Genomic DNA, 21,809 nt, shown 5'->3' with positions numbered 1-21,809 from the left:
TTTGCCGTTATTAAAAATGACAGACTTTTTATACAAAACTATGTTAATCCCTTGTCCATATCATAAGAATAAGGAGGACAATCGACAAATATTCTTGCAACTTACCTGTCCCCCTTAGAAAAAGGGGGCGTCAATTGTTTCTCACAATTGACGGGGGATTTGACGATATCTAATTTACTCCTTAAATGCAATATAACAGCTTATGGGGTAGTGATCGGATAAATCGACTTTATACCGTTTAAAATCATTGGAAATTAATCGCTTATCAATAAAAATATAGTCGATCCGCAAGAGGGGGTAAGGTCCGTTATACGTTGATCCAATACCGTTACCGGATTCTATATATGTATCAATCAGATCACCTTTAATCTTGCGATAGGCATAAGACACAGGAGTATCGTTAAAATCACCGCAAACAACAACCGGATACGGAGATGCTTCAATATACTTCCGGTATGTCTGAGCCTGAACAGCACGCTGCTTATAAGCCGCATTCATATGCCAGCGAAAAATGCCCATTTCATGCCGAACCTTTTCACTGTTAGTCGGATCCTTCAGAATGTCATAAACCAGGTACTCTTTACCAGACATATTAATGGACTGCAAATGACTTGTAAATAACCGAACCACCTTATTATCTTTTTCAATATCAGCATAAACGGTAAAATTCTCATTATCGCCATCCGGCAATTTACCTGTTCTCAGAATCTTATATTTCGAGAATATTGCAAGTCCCTGACGGTAACCACTGTTTCCGGGTTCCCCAAATTCAAAATAGTGATATTTCCAGCGCGAAAAAAGACGAAGAACAACCTTTTCAGAATGAGTCTTTGATCTGTTATTTACACCAAATTCCTGCAAACAAATGATATCAGGATTCTGGTCGTTTGCAAAACGTGCCACATCATCCGGGTCACCATCAGCCGTCCAGCCGTACCGGTTAAATACCCTGACATTAAAACTCATCAGTTTAAATGCACCAGGCTCTGTTATTTTGGTCTCATTTGTTCTGTACGGCACAGACCGATTCAAAACATTGTAACCCAGCATAAGCACAAGTAGTGAAATAATAAAATACCACTTTGATGCGAAGATCCAGATAATCACAAAAAGCAGGTTCAAAACCACAATATAAATAAAAACCAAACCCAGATAACTTGGCACTACAAATGTACGGGGATTCACAACCGGAGCCAGGTAAGCCACCAGTAACAATAGTACTGCAAGCAGATTAAAGATCAGAAAAGTTCTTCGTATAAACTTTTTCATTTTCAATTAAGGTTGATCCAAACTAATGATTTCCGGCCTGAAACAATTTTTGTTTTTCGTCCTTTGTCAGGCTGTCGTAACCCGATTTTTTTATTTTCTCCAGTATTGCGTCAATCTCATGTTCCTTTGCGGCGCGCTGATCTCTGTATTCCTGATCTATATCAGTTACCGGACGGTTCCATTTCACCTTCATCTTCTTACGTTTCGGTTTAAAAATGGAAACAATACTGTCTATAATAATATTTACAAATTTACCCATGTCATTCCCTTTTTGAAAGGCCATTACATACATCCAACCCCAGGCAGCACCGCCCAGGTGTGCAATATGTCCACCGGCGTTATCGCCGGTAACACTAATCAGATCTATTACCACCGTAAATAAAGCCAGATACTTCATTTTAACAGGACCGATAAATATCAGGTTAATTTCGTTATTGGGAGCAGTCACCGCAACAGCAACCACAATTGCCAGTACAGAAGCTGAAGCTCCTAAAAGTATATTATGATCCTGATGTGCGAAATACGGAATCAGGTTATAAGCCAGTAAATATGTTGCTGCACCTGCCAAGCCGCCTGTTATATATAATCCCAGAAGTTGCTTTTCGTTATACAACATCAAAAAAAACCGGGCAAACCAGTAAAACCACAGCATGTTAAACAGAATATGCAGAAATTCAAAATGCGTAAACATATAAGTTATCAATGTCCACGGTTTGGTTGCCAGTTCGGCAGGATCTGAAGGAATAGAAAACAAATAAAGTGGATATGTCCAAACCGTCGGCTCAATTTCAGTCAGCTTAAAAACAACATCTGCCAATCGGAGAAAAATAAATACCCCGATATTCACATAGAGTATGCGGGTAACAATGCTGCCCTTTTTAAACGATTCCTTTATTTCGTCCCAGATACTCATTAATAGAAGTTTTTCGTATTTTTATTCCAATAACGGATCAGAAAGAATCCAAACAACATACCTCCAAGGTGCGCAAAATGTGCCACATTATCACCGGAACGATTAGCAACTCCTGCAAACAACTCAATAACGCCATAACCTATCACAAAGTATTTTGCTTTAATAGGAATTGGTGGAAACAACAGCATTAATTGAGTATTTGGAAACAACATACCAAATGCCAGAAGTATACCAAAAACCGCACCTGATGCACCAATTGTCGAGGTATTAACCATTAGGTTAAGTTGCGCCAATACCTCGTTTGAATAATTTTTCCCTTCCTGAAGAATGGACCAACCATTTTTATATATATTTTGAATCGTCTCAGGATCTATTCCTTTTTCAAGCGAACTTATCCTGATATAATACACAAGCATCTGAACCAATCCTGCACCTATTCCGGTAATCAGATAATACTGTAAAAAACGCTTAGATCCCCAAACCCGTTCCAGCATAACGCCAAACATAAAGAGGGCAAACATATTAAAAAAGATATGCCCCAAAGCCATGTGCATATAACTGTGCATAAACATATAAGTTATAAGCTGATGCGGCATAAATTGTTGGGATCTGAAATAATGCAGTCCCAAATATTGTTCGAGCTGAATACCAAAGGTATTAAACAGAACTATACTGGCAATCCAGAAAATCACATTAATGATAATCAGGTTTTTAACCACCGGTGCTGAGCTTAAAAGAGATCGTTGCATATATAAAAATTTTCAACAAATTTAATCCATTATTTTAAATGCCTTTCCAGTTCGGTATCCTCCAGAATTGTAAGAATCAACTTACCGTCCGGAGAATAATTCGGCATGGAGCAGGCAAACAGGGAATCGACCATGTCCTGCATTTCAGATTCAGATAACTTTTTACCGTACTGAATAGCTGCTGCTCCCGCACATATACGTGCCAAAGATTGCGACAAGTCTGCTTTAACGCTCCTGCCCTGCTCTGATGCAGTTTCTATCAATTGTTCCAGCAGGGCAACGGCGTTAACATTTCCTGTTTCATAAGGAACACCGTTAATAGCAAAAGTGTTCTTTCCAAATCGCTCTACGTCAAAGCCTAAACAAGCCAGTACATCTTTTATTTCTTCAAGAATAACACCGTCTCCCGCGCTTATTTCAATGGTTTCAGGGAACAGTAGTTTCTGGGAGATGACTCTGTTGTCCTCAATATTTTTAAGATATTTTTCGAAAAGAATGCGTGAATGCGCCCTGTGCTGATCGATCAGCATCAGACCGGATTTCACTGAAGTGATGATGTATTTATTCTTGTACTGAAAAAAAGATTGCTCGGTTCGAACCGTATGCTCTTCCTCATCAAAAAGTTTTTCAGCCTGTTTTATTTCCGGTTCAACGGTTGATCCAAAATCTTTATCCTCATTTTTCTCTGATTCAGTTTCGTCTTCAAAATCGGCATACAACTTTTCCCAGTCCGTTGGAATATGTTTCGACGGTGTTTCGAAAGAACCTGATGAAGTCTTTGTTCCGGTTGATCTGAACGGATTATACTCCGGATTGGTATGAACCACCGGTATTTTAATCTCTGTATCTTTATGCAGAACAGGAATATCAATGGCGCCTTCCTGGTCGAAGTCTATAGAGGGAACCACATTAAATTTCCCCAATGCTTCTCTTACAGCTGCCATTAAAATTGGCCAGATAGCCTGTTCATTTTCAAATTTTATTTCGGTTTTTGTAGGATGTATATTCACATCCACAGAAGCCGGATCAACATCCAGATACAAAAAATAACTGGGGATCGTCTCCGGTTGCAGAATATTACCATAGCCGTCCATCACCGCCTTGTGAAAATAAGGATGACGCATGTAGCGGTTATTGGCAAAGAAGAATTGTTCCCCGAATTTTTTCCGAGCAAATTCAGGTTTTCCGATAAAACCGGAAATCTTCACTATGGATGTCTCCACTTCGAGCGATACCAGTTTTGGATTCAGTGGTTTACCAAACACACCAACGATGCGCTGCCGAATACTTCCCGACGGCAAATCAAGTATTTCCTCGTCGTTATGGTATAATTTAAATGTTGTATCGGGAGCAACAAGAGCAATACGCTGAAACTCATTAAGTATATGTCTGAACTCTGTAGAAGCCGATTTAAGAAATTTTCGTCTTGCAGGAACGTTAAAAAACAGGTTCTTCACACTGATGTTGGTCCCCTGCGGACAGCTAACCGGTTCCTGTCGTTCAACTTTTGATCCGTTAATATCGAGAACGCTGCCTAGTTCAGCGCCTACCTGCCGTGTTTTCATTTCTACGTGTGCAATGGCAGCAACAGAAGCCAAAGCCTCGCCACGAAATCCTTTGGTGTGAATATTAAACAGATCTGTAGCATCCGTAATTTTGGATGTAGCATGCCGTTCGAAAGACATCCGTGCATCGGTGTCTGACATCCCCTTTCCATTATCAATAACCTGTATCAGGGTTTTTCCGGCATCTTTAATAATAACTGTAATTTGAGTGGCATCTGCATCAATAGCATTTTCAACCAATTCCTTTACTACAGACGCAGGACGTTGTATGACCTCACCTGCAGCAATCTGGTTAGCTACGGAATCGGGTAAAAGCTTGATTATATCAGTCATAAGCTGGAGCTATTTTTCCCAGAACACGTTTAAGATGCTAAAGTCTGAATTCAGGATCAACCAGGCAATAAAAAATAATACGGCTATGATAGCCACAAGACGCAAATTGGACTTCCGCTTTTCGTTTCTTGCGGAACTGGTATACGTATTATGCCAGTTCTTACGGAATTTACCCTTTATATTTGGCACATACTTATCACTGGAGAGCTTTCCGGCTTCAACATCCGCCTGACGCTGCATCTGTTTAAGACGCTCTTTCGATTCGTCATAGTAGATCGGCACATGCTCAAATGTTCGTGGCTTCGGTGTTCTGAAAAGATAAAATCCCATATAACGTGTTTTCTTTAAACTACAAAAATACAAACAATGGTTGTTAATTTTTGCAAAAGGTTGTGATAAATTACACCAAATGTTTTTCAAAATAAGCTTTAAGCGATATTTTGAGATTATTGTTGACCAGCTAAAGATCAATATTACTTAAAGATTCTTCGCTTCATTTTACTACGCTCAGAATGACAGTCTTTTAGGTTCATATGGGTCTGGAGCTTTAACCGAACAACAGTATTTTGAGATTACAATTACCTGTTCCGAATTTTTCAGAAGTTAATGCCAAAAGACAATTGCCATATCCTGATTAAAAGTAATTTCCTCAAAACATAATGCCATCCCTTCGGGATTTCTGTAAACTGCTCATTGATTACAGTTACAATAATATCAACCCTTCGGGTTTACGAAAAAGGTTAGTCATAGACTAGTTCTCCACATTTAATTCCTCTAATCCCGCCGGAATGTTATAAGCACAACTGATTGCGAACATATGGGTCACGCAATCCCTGAGGGATGTCATTATTGTAAAACGCACCCATGAAATAACACAAAAACCCTGAACGGGTGGCATTATAAACTATGCCTTCAAAAACATTCCGCTTATTTCATGTCATTTCAATTTTATATCCCATTTTTGTTGAAATTTTCAAATTATGATCGATTACAGCGAAGCTACTATACGTCAACTTATTGTCCACCATATTGGTTACAAGCCTTACGACGAAGGCTGTGAATTATCAGAAAACCTGCTCTCACTGCAGCAGGATAATCCTTTATCTCCCTTGCTCCTTCAGTATTTTCTGAAAACATTTAAGCCTGATATCCAGTATAATTTTGCGGACCCGGATATCAATCCCGTCATACAGGAAGTGGATCAGATATTTGAAAATGCAGAAACCATTATCGGATCTTCGAAAAAACTGGCAGAGCTGTTGTACGAAACATCCACGCATCCTAAGATAAAAGCCGGAGACTTTTATGTAGCCAATATCGACAATGTAAAACTCTATGGTGAAGCCTACCGTTGTATAGGTTTGTTTAAATCAGAAACCAAAGAAACTTATCTGAAAGTATACACTGGTGATCAGAAATTCGGTATTGAACCCAAAGAAGGGATCAGCATTAAGAAACTGGATAAAGGCGCCCTTATTTTCCGCAACCAGGAAACAGGTGAATACATCATTTCCATCGTGGATTCCATCTCAAAAGGAGATGAAGCGGTGTACTGGAAGACCGATTTCCTGGGTCTGATTCCGCGCGAAGACAACTTTTTTATGACCCAGAATTACCTTTCCCTTTGCAAGGATTTTGTTACCGATGTTTACAATGCAGAGAACCGTGTTGACTGCAGTGAACAGGCTGACATGTTGAACCGTTCCATCGATTATTTTGGCAAAAACAAAGATTTCGATTTATCTGACTTTGAATCACAGGTGATTGAAAACCCTGAAACAATCAAAGCTTTTGAGGATTATCGTGAGTTTTATGAAAATGAACGGCAGATACCCCTGGAAGATGCGTTTTCCATTGAGCCTGATGCCGTAAAAAAGCACAAACGGTTTTTTAAGTCAGTCATCAAACTCGATAAAAATTTTCATGTATATGTGCATGGCAATAAGCAACTGATTGAGCGCGGCTACGACCAGCAGAAAAAAATGCATTTTTACCAGTTATATTTCGATTACGAAAATTAGTTTCTGAATTTAATGTCATCAAAAAAAACTTTGTACGAGAAGCTGGGTATTATCGGAAACCATGTTACTTTATAAAGCTTAAGTGGTTTTGTATATTCTACTCCCGTATCTAAGTATTTATCATCATCGTAATAATAGTTGTATGGATTCATGCGGTTATACAGGTTATAAACAGAAAAAGTCCAGACAGCTTTATTCCCCTTTTTAGTTTTGGTCTCATAAGTAAAACCAACATCCATCCGATGATAATTTTGCATTCTCCCACTATTATATTCCTCATAGTCAATTGCAACACCGTCAGTGACTTTCCCATTGGTTAGGTCCATTAATAAATGTTTTCCCGATGCTGGTGTATATGGTAACCCTGAAGAGAAGGTCCAAACAAGATTAAAGTTCCAGTGTCTGTTTAGCTTTCTGTTCGCATTCAAAGTTAATGTGTGTGGACTATTATACTCATAATCATAAAACTCTCCCTTATTTATTTCGGCAAAACTTCTTTTAGATTCAGTAAAACTGTAAGCAACAGAACCAGTTAAAATCCCCTTATTTTTACTTAGTATAATTTCTGAACCATACGCGGCACCTTTACCATTACGCAGCAATTTATGCTCAATATCTGTTAAGCCCAATGCATTTTCATAGCCCATTTTTAAACGCGCAAGATTATCCATCTTCTTATAATAGAGACTCACTTCTAATTTCAGTATATCCTTTGCAATGCTACTCATCCAACTTACCGACAATTGATCGGATAACTGCGGTGGGTTTTCTGAACTTGCCGGTAACCAGATTTCACTTTTTATGATTTGATCCTGAATGTGCATTAAATGATCATACTGCATTACTCTCATGTAATTTAGTTCAAGATTTTGACTGTCTGCTACTTTAAACCTAAAATTAACGCGTGGTTCAACATCCGGATAAAGGATACTATTATTTATATACAAATTAAATCGCAATGAAGGCCGGATTTCAACAGACGGGCTGACATCAATGATATTGTCAATAAAAACTGTGGTTTTAAAGGTATGATATACAGAACTTGTAACCTGGTATTGAGCTGTAGAATTATAATAATAACCAGGTTCATATTGCATGTAATTTGTTTCATTCCCAAACTCCAAAAACATATACCTTGTCATTGCATATTTCCAAATGGATTTAGCGGATAAATTATTTACAGATGAAGTGTTTTTAAAAACGGATACTTCCTCTACAGCATCAAACATACTTTTATAGGTCTGTTTGCTTTTATTCCTGTATTTGGTATATGACAACAAATTCTCAACAAACAAATGATCTCCTATAATTTTTTTCCAGTTCCCCGATAACAACCAGTTCCCCCAAACCTGGCTAATATGATTGCTCTCATTCTTTTCCAGTTCCCACGGCTTGCCCCAAAAATTAAAATAATCGTCTCCCTGGTACAAATTAAAATTAAACGTATTCCTTTCATCATGTTTCCATGAAAGTTTAGCATTTACATCGTGAAATCCATAAGAAATGATTGAATTATTGACATCATCAACTGTGGAAATTCCAGCTAACAAAAAATCGATCAACGTTTTACGAGCTGTAATAATAAAACTTAGCTTATCACGGATCAGTGGTCCCTCAAGACTAAACGAAGCATCCGTTAAACCGATACTGTATGAACCTACAAACGTTGACAAGTTCCCTTCTTTTTGAGTTATATCAACAATTGAAGATAATTTACCTCCATGTCGCGCAGGGAAACTGCCCTTATAAAAATCCACGGAATTTATCATCTCCGGGTTGAACACAGATGTTAAACCACCAAAATGATTCACATAAATCAAAGGCACATCATCCAGGAGATATTGATTTTGCCCTGGCTCTCCGCCTCGTACATAAAATAAACTCATCCCTTCCGATTGTGCCTGTACACCGGGCAGTAATTGCAACGTTTTAATAATATCCGGTTTTGCACCCAAAACAGGAATTCGTTTGAAATCATACGCTGACAAATGCGTTATATTAGCTCTGAGATTGCGGTTTGCATTTACTGATATCTCTGAAAGTTCTTTACCCGGAATAAGAAATACAACCAAAAAAGTATCTGAATTACTGTTTAACTGAACTGTTTTACTTTGGTACCCTGTAAATGAAAAAGAAAGACTGGCAGCATTTGAAATGTTTAAACTGAAAAATCCTTTATTATCCGTTGTCGTTCCCGTTAACTGATCAGTTTCAAAAATATTCGCACCAGTTAATACCTCATTAGTAACCGAATCTTTTACAAAGCCGGACAACCTGATATCTGAAGAATGAGCTAAAACAGCGTTTACAAGAAGCAATGCGATAAACAGAAATCTCAAATTAAAGGAACAAAGTTTCATTTCACAAAAACCTCCGCATAAGTGGTTGAATATGCCGTAAATAAACCTAAGCCATTCTCAATATTAGTATATAATGGATAATTACTGTTTGAATTGCCCAAACCAACATTAGCAGCCATCTCATACAAATAATACTGTTTTTGAAACTCATAATATGACTCATCAACATTCCGCAATTCAATATAAAAATCCCGTTCTGAATCAAGATCAACCGAATACTCTGTGAAATAGAATTTCACATGATATATGCTTTTATTGATGGTATGATTTGAGAATACATTATAGGGAGGCGTTTCATTTTTCAGTATTTCAATCTCATCAGGATTAAAATAAATATCATGATGAATAGTTTTATATGAATCCACAACCTTTCTTTGAATGAAGTCATATTCACTAAAGATGCCCCTTTCAATAAAATTAACCTCCCAGTAAATCTTCTCATCCGGTATGCTATTTAGATCAAACTCCACTGACGAGACAAGCTCAGTTTCTTCTCCTCTTCCTGCATCTTTGTTAAAAATCACATTTGAAATTATTCCTGGCTTAGGCACGAAAGCTTCGGCTACGACATCGTTGTATCCCGGAATTTTAACCAGACAAAAATATTGTTTATGTATCCTAGCCGTTTCATCACTTATATAAGTTCCTTTATCTGAATAATTTAAAGTATCGGAATTATTATCAGAATCCTTTATGATCACAATAGCATCAGAGACATATGGATATTCCACCTCCGTTAAATTACCGGAAAAGGATATATTCACTTTAAATATGCTATCTGCAATCAATAAACTGTTTATAACAGGTACTTTCCAGGATATCAGAAACTCTTCTTCAACAATACTCTTACAGGAAGTTAAAAAGACAACACTAAGAGCAATACTAAGCGTCATGAATTTACTAAACAGGAAAATGTATTGAACACAATTACAACATTGCTTTATCATTTATTTCAAGGTATAGCATTAAGTTAATAACACTATAAAAACGATTAAAACGGTTATTTAGTCTTTACTCGTACAATTGGTTATTTTGTGAACACCTCATGGCTTGGATGTCGCAGGGAATCCATTGGGATGCCTTTTGAAAAGATAGAATCTCCCTGAATAGCATATTGTTGTTTCATAATACTGATGCGCTGCCGGGTTTCCCTGTCCTTTGCCTTTTCAATCTTAGCACCTAATTTACCAGCCTGCTTCAACAAAAACGGGGCAAAATTGAATCCAACGGTTTCAAAGTAAGTTTTATTTGTATGTTTTGCATGTTGCCTCAACTGATACCGTGTAGATTCAGTAGCATCCATCGGTAATTTATCATACGAAAGATCGTATTTTGACAAATACGGACTCACTTCAACTTCTTTCAGTACCACACTCGATGTCTGAAGCATAACATTAACCAGCTGAATGGTCTCAGATGAATCTGTAACTATAATATTTCGGGGTTTCATTCCCATAAACATAAACACAATGGTGTCCGGTGCATCAACTTCCAGTTTAAAATATCCTTTATCATTGGTTATTGTTCCCACACCCTTCTTTTTGCTAACCACATTAACGGCTACCAGTTCTTTCCCGTTCTGATCAGAAACAATACCAGCTACTACCTTTTTATTCCCGGTCTGAGCCTGAACCAAGGTTATACCAATGCCAAATAAAAAAATGAATCCGTAGAAAAAACGCATAAATTGACTGTATTGGTTTAAGAACGTATGCTGATATTAATGGTTACTCAGAATACAGCTTTTTAACAGTTATTAAATTGTGTTTAAAAGATTATAGTATAAGTCAAATTGTTAAACCTTGAAATTGCACAATAAATTGAAAGGTTACGAAGTTTTATAAGTATGTGAGTACACCACGTTCTTTTATTCTCTCTAACTTATGACCTGTATTTTATTAACGTTCAATTTTTTGCCTTATGAATATTCCAGCCTGTAAAAGAAACCGATCCGTCATTGGACTTTTTATGCTTACATTCTTGTTTTCAACTTCCTATGCTGCAAAAGCATCAGACGACAAAAATGAATCACCTTATTTTGTGGTCATTACTGATGAAAACCATGAAGCCAGCCTTCCTCTAAAGTCAACCGATGTTAATGTAAACATTTCAGGGGTTATTGCCGATGTAAATGTAAAACAAACGTATATGAACACAGGGAATACTCCAATTGAAGCCATCTATGTTTTTCCCGCCTCCACACGTTCTGCTGTTTACGATATGGTTATGAAGATTGGCAAAAGAGAAATCAGAGCCGTAATTGAAGAGAAAGCAAAAGCCCGCAATATGTATGAATCGGCTAAGGAGGAAGGAAAACGAACGTCACTTCTGGAACAGGAACGCCCGAATGTGTTCAAAATGAATGTGGCGAATATTATGCCTGGTGCCACCATTGAAGTCAACCTGTCCTACACCGAACTCTTAATTCCAACCGATAAGATATATGAATTTGTCTATCCTACTGTTGTTGGTCCAAGGTATGTGAGTAAAAAAGAGATGACGACACCTAAGACTGAAACATGGAATGGAAATCCATATCTGATGAAAGGCGTAAAGCCAACCTCCATACTGACATTAACTATTGATCTGAATACCGCCATTCCTATCCAGGATATTCGTTGCACCACACACCAGAACAGGATAGAATATGCCAGTAAATCAGAAGCTACCCTGACGCTTAATGAGCCACAGGGAGGAAGCCGGGATTTCGTTATGCAGTACCGTCTTGCAGGAGACGGAGTGCAAACCGGTGTATTATTATACGATGATCCCAATGGTGAAAATTATTTCCTCGCCATGATGCAACCTCCTGAACGCTTGACACCCGAAGAAATTCCACCCAGGGAATATGTATTTATTGTGGATGTTTCCGGTTCAATGGAAGGGTTTCCGCTGGACATCTCCAAACAAATTATGACTGAATTATTAGGCGGTCTGAAAGAAAATGATCTGTTTAATGTTATTCTTTTTGCCGGAGGATCTACGATGTTATCAAAGAATTCCATGAAAGCCAATGCGGAGAACATAGATGAAGCCATGTATTTTATTAATAACCAGTCAGGCTATGGCGGAACAGAGTTATTATGTGGTTTAAAAGCAGCCATGAACCTGAATGCAACGGAGAATTATGCACGAACATTTGTTATTCTTACCGATGGCTATGTAACGGTTGAAAAGCAGACATTTGATTTTATACGTGAGAACCTTGGAAAAGCTAATTTCTTTTCCTTCGGCATCGGACGTGGAGTGAATCGCTACATCATAGAAGGAATGGCTCACGTAGGTTACGGCGAACCTTTTATTGCACAAAACAAGCAGGAAGCAAGGGAAATGGCAGAAAAATTTAAAACATATATTTCCCAACCTGTACTAACGAATATTCATGCTACATTTGAAGGTATAGATGTGTATGATGTACTACCCGAAAATGTTCCTGACCTGTTTGCCGACAGGCCTGTAATTATTTCCGGCAAATACCGGAATAATGCAAACGGGCTTCTTAAAGTTGAAGGACAAAGCGGGAAAAGTGTCATTGCCAAATCCATAGTGATTCATAACGAAAACCGAAAGAACAATGCCCTTAAGTATTTATGGGCCAGAGAAAAAATACGTCTGGTATCTGATTACAACTCGTTAGGAAATGACACATGGAGCCACAATAAGGATAAAAAAGAACTGGTTGATGAAATAACCCGCCTGGGATTACAATATAACCTCCTGACAGAATATACTTCATTTATTGCAATAGACTCATCCCTTGTGAATCCAAACAGCATTCCTGTGACTGTACGGCAACCCATACCACTTCCTGAAGGCGTGAATAATTCCGCAATCGGGCGCAACCAAACTCCACCACCTGTCTCCTCAAATCTGAATATTGTTGAAGCCGAATTTGATCAGACAGTACTTATGGATGTCGATACTGAAGAAGAAGCCCTGGATGAAAATGTAGTATTCCAGATTGTGGAAAAAATGCCGGAATTTCCAGGTGGTATAAATGCAATGATGAACTTTTTGAGAAATAATATCACCTACCCACCGGAAGCAAAAGCAGCAGGAATAAGTGGAAGAGTTTATGTCAGTTTTGAAGTAGATACAACAGGTAATATTGTAAATCCACAGATTGTTCGCGGCGTTGATTCATTATTAAACGCAGAAGCTTTGCGTGTGGTGAAAATGATGCCCAAATGGATTCCCGGAGAACAAAGAGGGAAAAAAGTCCGGGTCAGTTTTATGCTACCTATAAATTTTGATACTGGAAATTCGTATTATAAATCAGTATATCCATCTCGTCCTGACAGCAAAGGAGACCGAAAGAAATATATTAAGGTGCCCTGCTGAATTGAAAAATATTTATCCCAGATTTGCTATCAGAACAGATACAACATAATCAATTGGAATCAATAATGTCCGTGCAATGCAGAACCAAAAACAATTTTGATTGATAAAAAATACGATTTTAATACATTGAAAGACAGGACTAAAGTCCCTCTATTATGCATCTCACATTAGAGATTCATGAAGGTCTTTGATGTATTCTTTACATTTTTCAAACTAGCTTTCCAAATATATCAAACATCAAAATGTTATTTTATTGTTAATTTTATATGTTATTCTTCTTTTTTTTATTTACTTTTACGACTTCTCCACCATAATGCGCAGCATATGAACGACTTTCTCACCATAAATTTTAATCCAGAGACTCAAAAAACTTTTTCCAGCTTTAGTACAAAAGAATTTTCTAATACGAACATTATACATTATTCAGATACAGAATCCTTCATTAATCATGTCAGGAAAAAGAAAACAGATCTTATATTTATTGAATTCAACGGTAATTCAGACAATACATCAGAAATAATTAACAAATTAAAGGATGGAAAAACAACTAAAGGTATACCAATAGTTATCATTTACGACCCAAAACAACCTATAACATATTCAAATGCACAGGATGAAACAACTGTTCTTTATTTAGCCAAACCAATCAAAGAAATCGAACTGATTCCTTTGATTAAAACACTTCTAAAGATCAGTATTCTCCGCAAGCCTTCTGATGAAGACAAAAGAGTTGACAAAGTAAGTTACAAAACTCCTTCGTCACCACTATCGCCACCATCATTAAGCAATCTTATTCATAACCTTAATGGTTTTATCTATCGATGTAGAATTGATAAAAACTGGACCATGGAATACTTAAGTGATACTATTTTGGACATCACTGGTTTCCCTGCTTCTGATTTCATAAACAATGAAGTTCGCACGTATAATTCTATTATACATCCGCAGGACAAAAAGCGTATCTGGGATGAAATCCAGGCAGCATTTAACAAACAGGATTATTTTGTTATTGAATACCGGATTATAACATCAACCGGAGAAACAAGTTGGGTATGGGAAAAAGGCATTAAGGTTAAAGCTGGAGAAAAGAATTTAATTGAGGGATTTGTTGAAGATATCACTGAAAAGAAAAACATTGAAATTGCATTAAGAGAAAACGAGGAAAATTTAAAAACCACGCTATATTCAATAGGAGATGCTGTTATTACAACAGATGTAAACGGAAATATTACCCGGATGAATCCGGTTGCTGAATCTTTAACTGAATGGAAAGCCGAAGATGCATATGGCAAAGCGTTAGAAGACGTATTTAAGATTTATAATAGCATTACAAATAAAATAGCTGAATCGCCTGTAAAAAAAGTTATTAAGACAGGGCAAATTGTTGGTCTGGCCAATCATACTAAACTAATATCAAAAAATGGCACAGAGTACCAGATTTCGGATTCCGGATCACCAATCCTGGACAGACAGAATAAAGTGTCAGGTGTAATTCTTGTCTTCAGGGATGTTACAAAAGAATATGATATTAAGGAAAAAATAAATGAAAGTGAAAAGCAATTAAAAAAAGCACAGAAAATTGGCAGAACCGGAAGCTGGTTGTTTGATTTAAATACCGGCAAAACAATCGTTTCGGATGAATCTTACAGGATTTATGGAATTAATCCGGATTCCGAATACAAAATATCTGATTTGCAAAAAATTCCTTTGCCTGAATATCGAAATATGCTTGATTCTGCATTAGAAAAATTAATCAAATACAATAAGAAATACGATATTGAATTTAAAATTAAACGCCCTTCCGACGGGGAAATTATTGATATTCATTCTTTAGCTGAGTATAATTCAAATGATAATACAGTCACAGGTATTATTCAGGACATCACAAAGCAAAAGCATGCGGATCTGGTACTCAAAGAAAGTGAAGAAAAGTTTCGTTCTGTATTTCATTCTGCTAACGATGCCATCATCATTACAAATAGTGAAGGTGTCATTTTGGATTGGAATACTGCGGCTAACAACATTTTTGGATACGCCAAAAATGAAGTCCTCGACAAGGATATCTTTATGTTGATCCCAAAGCATTTAAAAAACAAGCATATTTCATGGTCTGAATGGTTTACAAAACAAAAGAAGTCTCCTATCGATATCTCAACAATTGAGTTTTACGGGAAACATAAAAATGGTTCATTAATCCCACTCGAGCTATCTCTTTCAAAATGGGATACTGAAAATAACATTTACTTTGCAGCTATTATCCGCGACATTACCATACGAAAAAAAGCGGAAGAGAAATTAGTAGAAAGTGAGAACAGGCTAAATAAAGCAGAACAGCTTGCAGGTTTCGGCAACTGGTTATGGGACCTGAAAACAAACCAAATAATCTGGTCGAAAAATATGTTTAGGATTTTTGGTGTAAAGCAGGGAAAAAAGAATACTGTATCCCTGGAATTTTATCAAAAATTTGTCCCTGAGAAAGAACTTAAGGATATGTGGAGCGTTGCAGAAAAAACCTTTATTGAAAAAAGGGAACTATCATACGAACTACCGGTAACAGTAAAAAACAAAACAAAAGTATTACAATCTCTTCTTTGTCCGATATTTGATTCAAAAGGAATGCCTAAAGCGCTGTTTGGAATAAGCGTGGACATTACAGAAAAGAAAACAGTTGAAAATCAGCTGAAACTGCTGAGCAGATCTGTTGAGCAGAGTCCTGTAAGCATTGTAATAACTGATAAAAATGGTAATATCGAATATGTAAACAAGAGTTTCACCAGAATTACAGGATACACATTTAATGAAGCTCTAGGACAAAATCCCAGAATCCTTAAATCGGGATATCAACCAGATAGCATATATAAAGAACTCTGGAACACAATAGTTGCAAAAAAGGATTGGTCTGGTGAATTGCAGAATAAAACAAAAAATGGAGACATTATCTGGGAAGAGGTTAACATTTCTGCAATAACAGACAGAAGCGGAGAAATAACTCATTTTGTTGCAATTAAAGAAAATATTACCAAACGAAAAGAGATAATCAGTGAATTGATCCTTGCCAAAGAAAAAGCAGAAGAAAGCGACAGATTAAAATCGGCATTTCTGGCAAATATGAGTCATGAAATTCGTACCCCTATGAATGGTATTTTGGGTTTTTCAGAACTTTTAACCGACCCGCATCTTTCAGGAGAAGAATCTCAGGAATATATTCGTATAATTCAGGAAAGCGGGAACAGAATGCTGACAACAATAAATGACCTTATGGACCTGTCAAAGATTGAAGCAGGAATGATAAACCTTAAAATAGAAACAGTAAATATTCATAACTTATTATTGGAACAATCAAGGTTTTTCAAACCCGAAGCAGGCGCAAAAAAACTACTTCTTTCTTACAAACCCGACTTACTATTTACTAATTTCAGCATTGAAACAGATAAGGAAAAACTAAATGCAATTTTCACAAACCTGATTAAGAATGCCATCAAATATACATTTAAAGGATTTGTTGAATTTGGTTATCATGCGCGTCACGACCATCTTTTATTTTATGTTAAAGATTCCGGAATAGGGATAAAGGACAATGTTAAAGACGCTATTTTCGATCGTTTTGTACAGGCAGAATCCGGCTATAGAAAAACATTTGAAGGCACTGGACTAGGACTTTCAATTACAAAGGCCTATGTTAAAATGCTGGATGGTGAAATATGGGTAGAGTCAAGTCCGGATAAAGGATCCGAATTCTTCGTTCGTTTACCCATAAAGAACAGGAAGAATTAATCAGGACTTACACGTTTATAATTTCGTATAGTACCTGCAAATTCCATTAATACCACATTCCTCGCATTTTGGCTTACGTGCCAGGCAAACGTATCGCCCGTGCAGGATCAGCCAGTGGTGTGCTTTTGGGATCAGTTCTTCAGGAATGTATTTTATAAGCTGTAATTCGGAGTCCAAAGGATTCTTTGCATTTGTAGTCAGACCAATGCGTTCGGCTACCCTAAAAACATGTGTATCCACTGCCATAGCCGGCTTATTGAAAACAACAGAAGCAATAACGTTGGCTGTTTTCCGGCCAACACCCGGTAATTTCTGAAGCTCTTCCACCGTATCGGGAACAACACCACTAAAAGTATTTACCAGTGTCTCTGCCATGCCTTTCAAATGTTTGGCTTTATTATTCGGATAAGAGCAACTTTTAATAAGTTCAAAGATATCTTCCACACTAGCCTTAGCCATGCTTTCAGGATCAGGATATTTTGTAAAAATAGCAGGAGTCAACATGTTTACGCGTTTATCGGTGCACTGGGCTGAAAGAATTACTGCAACCAGCAACTCATAAGGATCCGTATAAACAAGTTCTGTTTCCGCTTCAGGCATATTCACCTGAAACCATTCAATAAATTGATGAAAGCGTTCTTTTTTAGTCATACCTGAAAAGACTTAAGAGTTAAGACAAAAGATTTAAGATGACTTCAATAAACAAACATTCCCGGTTTTGCCGGGAATGTTCTACAAATATAGTTTTATTTTACTTAGCGTCTCAGATGAATATAACCTTCTTTCACTTTACGCCCGCGTCCCAGAGTTAACCTGTAGAAATAAACACCTTCGGGGACATCAGCTTTACCAATCCGGTTACTCTGACCATTCCACCATGCTTCGTAAGGTCCGTAACGATCTTCATCACCGTAATACTTCATATCGAAAACCCTGTTGCCCCAACGGTTGAAGATATAAATCTCCGCATCCGGGAAGTTCCATAGCCCTTCGATGTAGAACAGATCATTAATGCCGTCACCGTTTGGAGAGAACCCGTTAGGAATATCAAGATAATCCTCACAGTTATCCGTTGCATCCAGGTAATTAACCACACCGTCGCCGTCGCAATCATCGTTGTACGGGTTACCATCGTTATTGGTATCCTCATAGCGGTTTGGCAAGCCATCACCATCAGAATCCGCATCCCAGTCAAACGGATCAATATAGTCCTCGATACCGTTTCCATCCCTGTCGAGTAATCCTTCAATAGCATCCGGTATCTGATCGCCATCCGAATCCAGATCAAGGTAGTTCGGAATACCGTCCATATCCACCATATCTTCGTTTCCTTCCACCAGGTTAGGAATACCATCGTCATCCGAGTCAAGGATGCTGTCAGTATCAAGTATATAAACCATGGCCGTATCCGAAGCACCATCATCATCTGTAATAACATAGGTAAGTGAATCCGAATAATAGAAGTCCATATCCATGACATAAATCAGTTCACCTGTTGTAAAGTCAATATATGCACTTCCCATTGTCGGCAGAACCTCTATTACCACATGATTTCCTGTCAACAATGTTTCCGCATCATAATCGTTAGCCAGAATAGCCAGCGTATCACCATCCAGATCTGAAATAATAATCGTATCATTCAAAGCTACCGGCACATCGTTAACTGAATAAATCTCAATATAGATCCAAGCTGAATCCAGATCGTTTTCGCCATCTGAAATGAAGTACTTTATAGAATCCATACCAAAGTAATCCGGTTCAGGAATATATCTGATAGTATCAGGAGCTTTATCCATAACAAGCGTTCCGTGGAAAGGATCTGATATTGAATCGAGTGAAAGGCCACTTCTGTCTGCATCCATATCATTCACAAGGATCATCAGATCAATCACTGAATCTTCAGGCATATAATAATAGTCATCCACGGCATCCGGGTTTTCGTTCACATTCTGAACATTTATCACCACTTTTGCTGTATCAGAAAGTGCCCCATCAGTATCTTTCACATAATATGTCAACGTATCATTGCCATAGAAATTCACTTCAGGAACATAATTAATTACACCTGTGCCTGAAATTAAAGTAGCAACACCATGATTTGTTGTCGCAACGATAAAAACAGAATCAAGCGGAATAGCCGCTTCCACATCACTATCGTTTACCAGAACCGGAATATCAACCGTTGTTTCTTCCAGAATTGACACGAAATCGTCGTTGGCAACCGGTGTATCGTTCACTGATTCTACTGTTATCAGGATATTTGCGGCAACCGTATCACCTTCTCCATCTACAATAATGTACCTTATTGTATCATTACCAAAGTAATTGGCATCCGGAGTATAATAAACGGTATCATTGTTAAGTGCAGCTGTGCCGTTCGCTGGTCCATCAATTATTGTAATATCAAGACCTGAATGATCCGGATCCTCATCATTATCCAGAACGGCAATCACGGCACTTGAATCTTCCGGTATATTCACTGTATCATCAGTTGCAACCGGAATATCATTTACATTCATTACAGTAATATATACATATGCTGTATCAGATGCCAGTCCTTCATTATCTTTTACGAAATATCCAAGGCTGTCCAGACCATAATAATTCACTACCGGAGTATAACGGATCACACCTGTTCCCGGAAGCAGAATTGCATCACCATTATTTGTTGTAAATGCAATAAAAATACTATCAAACGGAATCGGTCCTTCCACATCGTAATCGTTGATAAGAATTGGAATATCTGTCACCGTTTCTTCCAGCATAATGGCATTATCGTTTACCACTACAGGCGTATCGTTAACTGCTGTAACTGTAATATAAAGCCACGCACTGTCCACATCATTTTCCTTGTCGGTAATATAATATTTCAAGCTGTCTGATCCGAAATAATTCGCATCAGGAGTATAAACCACATCGCCATTAGGATCAATAGTTATATTACCATTCTGAACCGGACTACCGACAGTAATGTCCACACCCTGACGGTCAGGATCCTCATCATTGGCCAGAATATTTACGCTTCCGGTTTCATCTTCACTGATGAGTATGATATCGTTCTGTGCATGTGGCGTATCGTTCACCGCAATCACATTAATATATATCCAGGCAGTATCCAGATCTCCCTGTCCATCACGCAATATGTAAAATACCGAGTCTTCACCGTAGAAATTGGCAGAAGGCGTATAAATCACACCCGTTGAATCCGGCGTCAGCTCAACCATTGCTGTATCCGACATGGAAACCGAATCAATAATAATGCCTTCCCAGTCCAGATCAATATCGTTCAATAACACCCAGATCGTGTCTGAACTATCTTCAAGTATGCTAATGGAATCGGGATTAGCAATAGGCCGCTCATTTACAGTATCAATTTCAATATAAATATATGCTGTAGCGGTGCTTTGTCCCGCACCTGCCTCCTGAATCTGATAGAAAATAGTATCTCTACCATTAAAATTCGGATCAGGGGTATATGTAACCGTATCGTTATGCAGCACATAAGTTCCATTATCCGGACCGTCAAGAATGGATAATATTAAACCACTTAAATCAGGGTCATAATCATTGTCCAATGGTAAGATATCAACACTCATATCTTCAGTGATTGGAACCATATCATCATTCGCAACCGGCACATCTGTTGTATCAGCATTTACAATTACTCTTACAAAGGCTGAATCCACATCACCTTCACCGTCTGCCATATAATACAGAACCGAATCGGCTCCGAAGAAATCCATTACCGGTGTATAGCGTATATATGTGCTGTCAGATGAAATTTCGGCCAAAGCATTTGGTGTTGAAACCACATTTACAACTTTAATTCCTGAATAATCAGGATCCAAATCATTCAACAAAACATAAACTGAATCCTGTGTGTCTTCGTCCAGAATCAGCGTATCAATGACTGCCACAGGTGTATCGTTCACGGCATAAACAATGAAGATCATTGTGTCAATATCAGTCTGCATACCTGCAGCAACTTCCTGAACCTGGTAAACCGCAGTATCTGTTCCGTGATAGTTGGCCGGTGGAATGTACATAAATGCTGTATCGCCCTGGTTGATAAACTGACCCGAATCCGGTGCAGAAATCAGCGTCATAATCAAACCGGATCTGTCAGGATCGTAATCGTTTAACATTGGCTGTACAACTCCGCTTTCATCCTCGTTGAACACAAAAATATCTTTTACAGCGTCCGGCGCATCGCTATCGTCGGGTGTAACAGTAATCCTGATCACGGCTGAATCCAGATCACCATCCATATCGGCAATGGTGTAAACAATGGAGTCTGAACCGAAGAAATCTGCGTTCGGCGTATAATCTATGGCTAATCCGGCATTAATGGAGCCTGTTCCATTTACTGGTCCGGTGATATGCGTAATGGTTAAGCCACCACGATCCGGATCAAGGTCATTCACCAAAGGATCAATATTAATACTGTTATCTTCAAGTACAGTTTCAGTATCATCAATAGCAAC

13 protein-coding genes are annotated in these 21,809 nt (G+C 37.9%); 3 read left to right on the top strand and 10 right to left on the bottom strand.

Features of this window, described 5'->3' with window-relative positions:
* Positions 1-174: 174 nt before the first annotated feature.
* The 5 genes from ACE01N_RS17560 to ACE01N_RS17540 are packed head-to-tail and all read right to left on the bottom strand — an operon-like array spanning position 175 to position 5,159.
* Positions 175-1,269 (bottom strand): endonuclease/exonuclease/phosphatase family protein, encoded by a 1,095-nt coding sequence (locus ACE01N_RS17560; protein ID WP_380591844.1) that lies wholly within the window; start codon positions 1,267-1,269, stop codon positions 175-177.
* Between the two features lie 22 nt (positions 1,270-1,291).
* A complete protein-coding gene (locus ACE01N_RS17555) occupies positions 1,292-2,182 on the bottom strand; it encodes a rhomboid family intramembrane serine protease (RefSeq protein WP_380591842.1) in 891 nt (296 codons plus the stop codon).
* On the bottom strand, positions 2,182-2,931 hold the full coding sequence (locus tag ACE01N_RS17550) for a rhomboid family intramembrane serine protease (RefSeq protein ID WP_375728720.1): 750 nt from the start codon (positions 2,929-2,931) through the stop codon (positions 2,182-2,184). The genes ACE01N_RS17555 and ACE01N_RS17550 overlap by 1 nt, the downstream gene beginning before the upstream one ends.
* 29 nt (positions 2,932-2,960) lie before the next feature.
* Positions 2,961-4,829, bottom strand: coding sequence for a DNA mismatch repair endonuclease MutL (gene mutL / locus ACE01N_RS17545; RefSeq protein ID WP_380591839.1), 1,869 nt, complete (start codon positions 4,827-4,829; stop codon positions 2,961-2,963).
* 9 nt (positions 4,830-4,838) lie between these two features.
* A complete protein-coding gene (locus tag ACE01N_RS17540) occupies positions 4,839-5,159 on the bottom strand; it encodes a hypothetical protein (RefSeq protein ID WP_380591837.1) in 321 nt (106 codons plus the stop codon).
* Between the two features lie 650 nt (positions 5,160-5,809).
* On the opposite strand from ACE01N_RS17540, the gene ACE01N_RS17535 reads away from it, so the two are divergent.
* Positions 5,810-6,850 carry a nucleoid-associated protein gene (locus tag ACE01N_RS17535; RefSeq protein WP_380591835.1) on the top strand — a complete coding sequence of 347 codons (1,041 nt, stop codon included), beginning with the start codon at positions 5,810-5,812 and terminating at the stop codon, positions 6,848-6,850.
* Here ACE01N_RS17535 and ACE01N_RS17530 read toward each other — a convergent pair.
* From ACE01N_RS17530 to ACE01N_RS17520, 3 genes are all read right to left on the bottom strand, one after another.
* The gene (locus tag ACE01N_RS17530; RefSeq protein ID WP_380591833.1) at positions 6,847-9,189 is read right to left on the bottom strand and encodes a TonB-dependent receptor; all 2,343 of its coding nucleotides are present in this window, start codon (positions 9,187-9,189) and stop codon (positions 6,847-6,849) included. The genes ACE01N_RS17535 and ACE01N_RS17530 overlap by 4 nt on opposite strands.
* Before the next feature lie 17 nt (positions 9,190-9,206).
* Positions 9,207-10,103, bottom strand: coding sequence for a DUF4249 family protein (locus ACE01N_RS17525; RefSeq protein WP_380591831.1), 897 nt, complete (start codon positions 10,101-10,103; stop codon positions 9,207-9,209).
* 134 nt (positions 10,104-10,237) lie between these two features.
* The gene (locus ACE01N_RS17520) at positions 10,238-10,894 is read right to left on the bottom strand and encodes a carboxypeptidase-like regulatory domain-containing protein (protein ID WP_380591829.1); all 657 of its coding nucleotides are present in this window, start codon (positions 10,892-10,894) and stop codon (positions 10,238-10,240) included.
* 236 nt (positions 10,895-11,130) lie between these two features.
* Here ACE01N_RS17520 and ACE01N_RS17515 point away from each other — a divergent pair, with 236 nt between their 5' ends.
* Together ACE01N_RS17515 and ACE01N_RS17510 are read left to right on the top strand one after the other, a co-directional pair.
* Positions 11,131-13,551 carry a TonB family protein gene (locus ACE01N_RS17515; RefSeq protein WP_380591827.1) on the top strand — a complete coding sequence of 807 codons (2,421 nt, stop codon included), beginning with the start codon at positions 11,131-11,133 and terminating at the stop codon, positions 13,549-13,551.
* Between the two features lie 324 nt (positions 13,552-13,875).
* On the top strand, positions 13,876-17,325 hold the full coding sequence (locus ACE01N_RS17510) for a PAS domain S-box protein (RefSeq protein WP_380591825.1): 3,450 nt from the start codon (positions 13,876-13,878) through the stop codon (positions 17,323-17,325).
* A gap of 15 nt (positions 17,326-17,340) precedes the next feature.
* On the opposite strand, the gene nth is transcribed toward ACE01N_RS17510, so the two are convergent.
* Positions 17,341-17,976 carry an endonuclease III gene (gene nth / locus ACE01N_RS17505; RefSeq protein WP_380591823.1) on the bottom strand — a complete coding sequence of 212 codons (636 nt, stop codon included), beginning with the start codon at positions 17,974-17,976 and terminating at the stop codon, positions 17,341-17,343.
* Positions 17,977-18,080: 104 nt separating this feature from the next.
* The coding region (locus tag ACE01N_RS17500; RefSeq protein WP_380591821.1) for an Ig-like domain-containing protein at positions 18,081-21,809 on the bottom strand (3,729 nt) is incomplete at its 5' end.

It is taken from the genome of Quyinboa ferrireducens, assembly GCF_042436675.1.
Taxonomy (GTDB): Bacteria; Bacteroidota; Bacteroidia; order Bacteroidales; family UBA5342; genus JBHJHP01.
The sequence above is the reverse complement of the archived record's forward strand: the minus strand, read 5'-3'. Positions and strand labels throughout refer to the sequence as shown.

Excerpts from the sequence above, each read along its gene's own strand:
- ACE01N_RS17535 (WP_380591835.1), top strand. The coding sequence starts at position 5,810 with ATGATCGATTACAGCGAAGCTACTATACGTCAACTTATTGTCCACCAT.
- ACE01N_RS17550 (WP_375728720.1), bottom strand. The coding sequence starts at position 2,931 with ATGCAACGATCTCTTTTAAGCTCAGCACCGGTGGTTAAAAACCTGATT.
- ACE01N_RS17540 (WP_380591837.1), bottom strand. The coding sequence starts at position 5,159 with ATGGGATTTTATCTTTTCAGAACACCGAAGCCACGAACATTTGAGCAT.
- ACE01N_RS17525 (WP_380591831.1), bottom strand. The coding sequence starts at position 10,103 with ATGACGCTTAGTATTGCTCTTAGTGTTGTCTTTTTAACTTCCTGTAAG.
- ACE01N_RS17515 (WP_380591827.1), top strand. The coding sequence starts at position 11,131 with ATGAATATTCCAGCCTGTAAAAGAAACCGATCCGTCATTGGACTTTTT.
- ACE01N_RS17555 (WP_380591842.1), bottom strand. The coding sequence starts at position 2,182 with ATGAGTATCTGGGACGAAATAAAGGAATCGTTTAAAAAGGGCAGCATT.
- nth (WP_380591823.1), bottom strand. The coding sequence starts at position 17,976 with ATGACTAAAAAAGAACGCTTTCATCAATTTATTGAATGGTTTCAGGTG.
- ACE01N_RS17510 (WP_380591825.1), top strand. The coding sequence starts at position 13,876 with ATGAACGACTTTCTCACCATAAATTTTAATCCAGAGACTCAAAAAACT.
- ACE01N_RS17520 (WP_380591829.1), bottom strand. The coding sequence starts at position 10,894 with ATGCGTTTTTTCTACGGATTCATTTTTTTATTTGGCATTGGTATAACC.
- ACE01N_RS17560 (WP_380591844.1), bottom strand. The coding sequence starts at position 1,269 with ATGAAAAAGTTTATACGAAGAACTTTTCTGATCTTTAATCTGCTTGCA.
- mutL (WP_380591839.1), bottom strand. The coding sequence starts at position 4,829 with ATGACTGATATAATCAAGCTTTTACCCGATTCCGTAGCTAACCAGATT.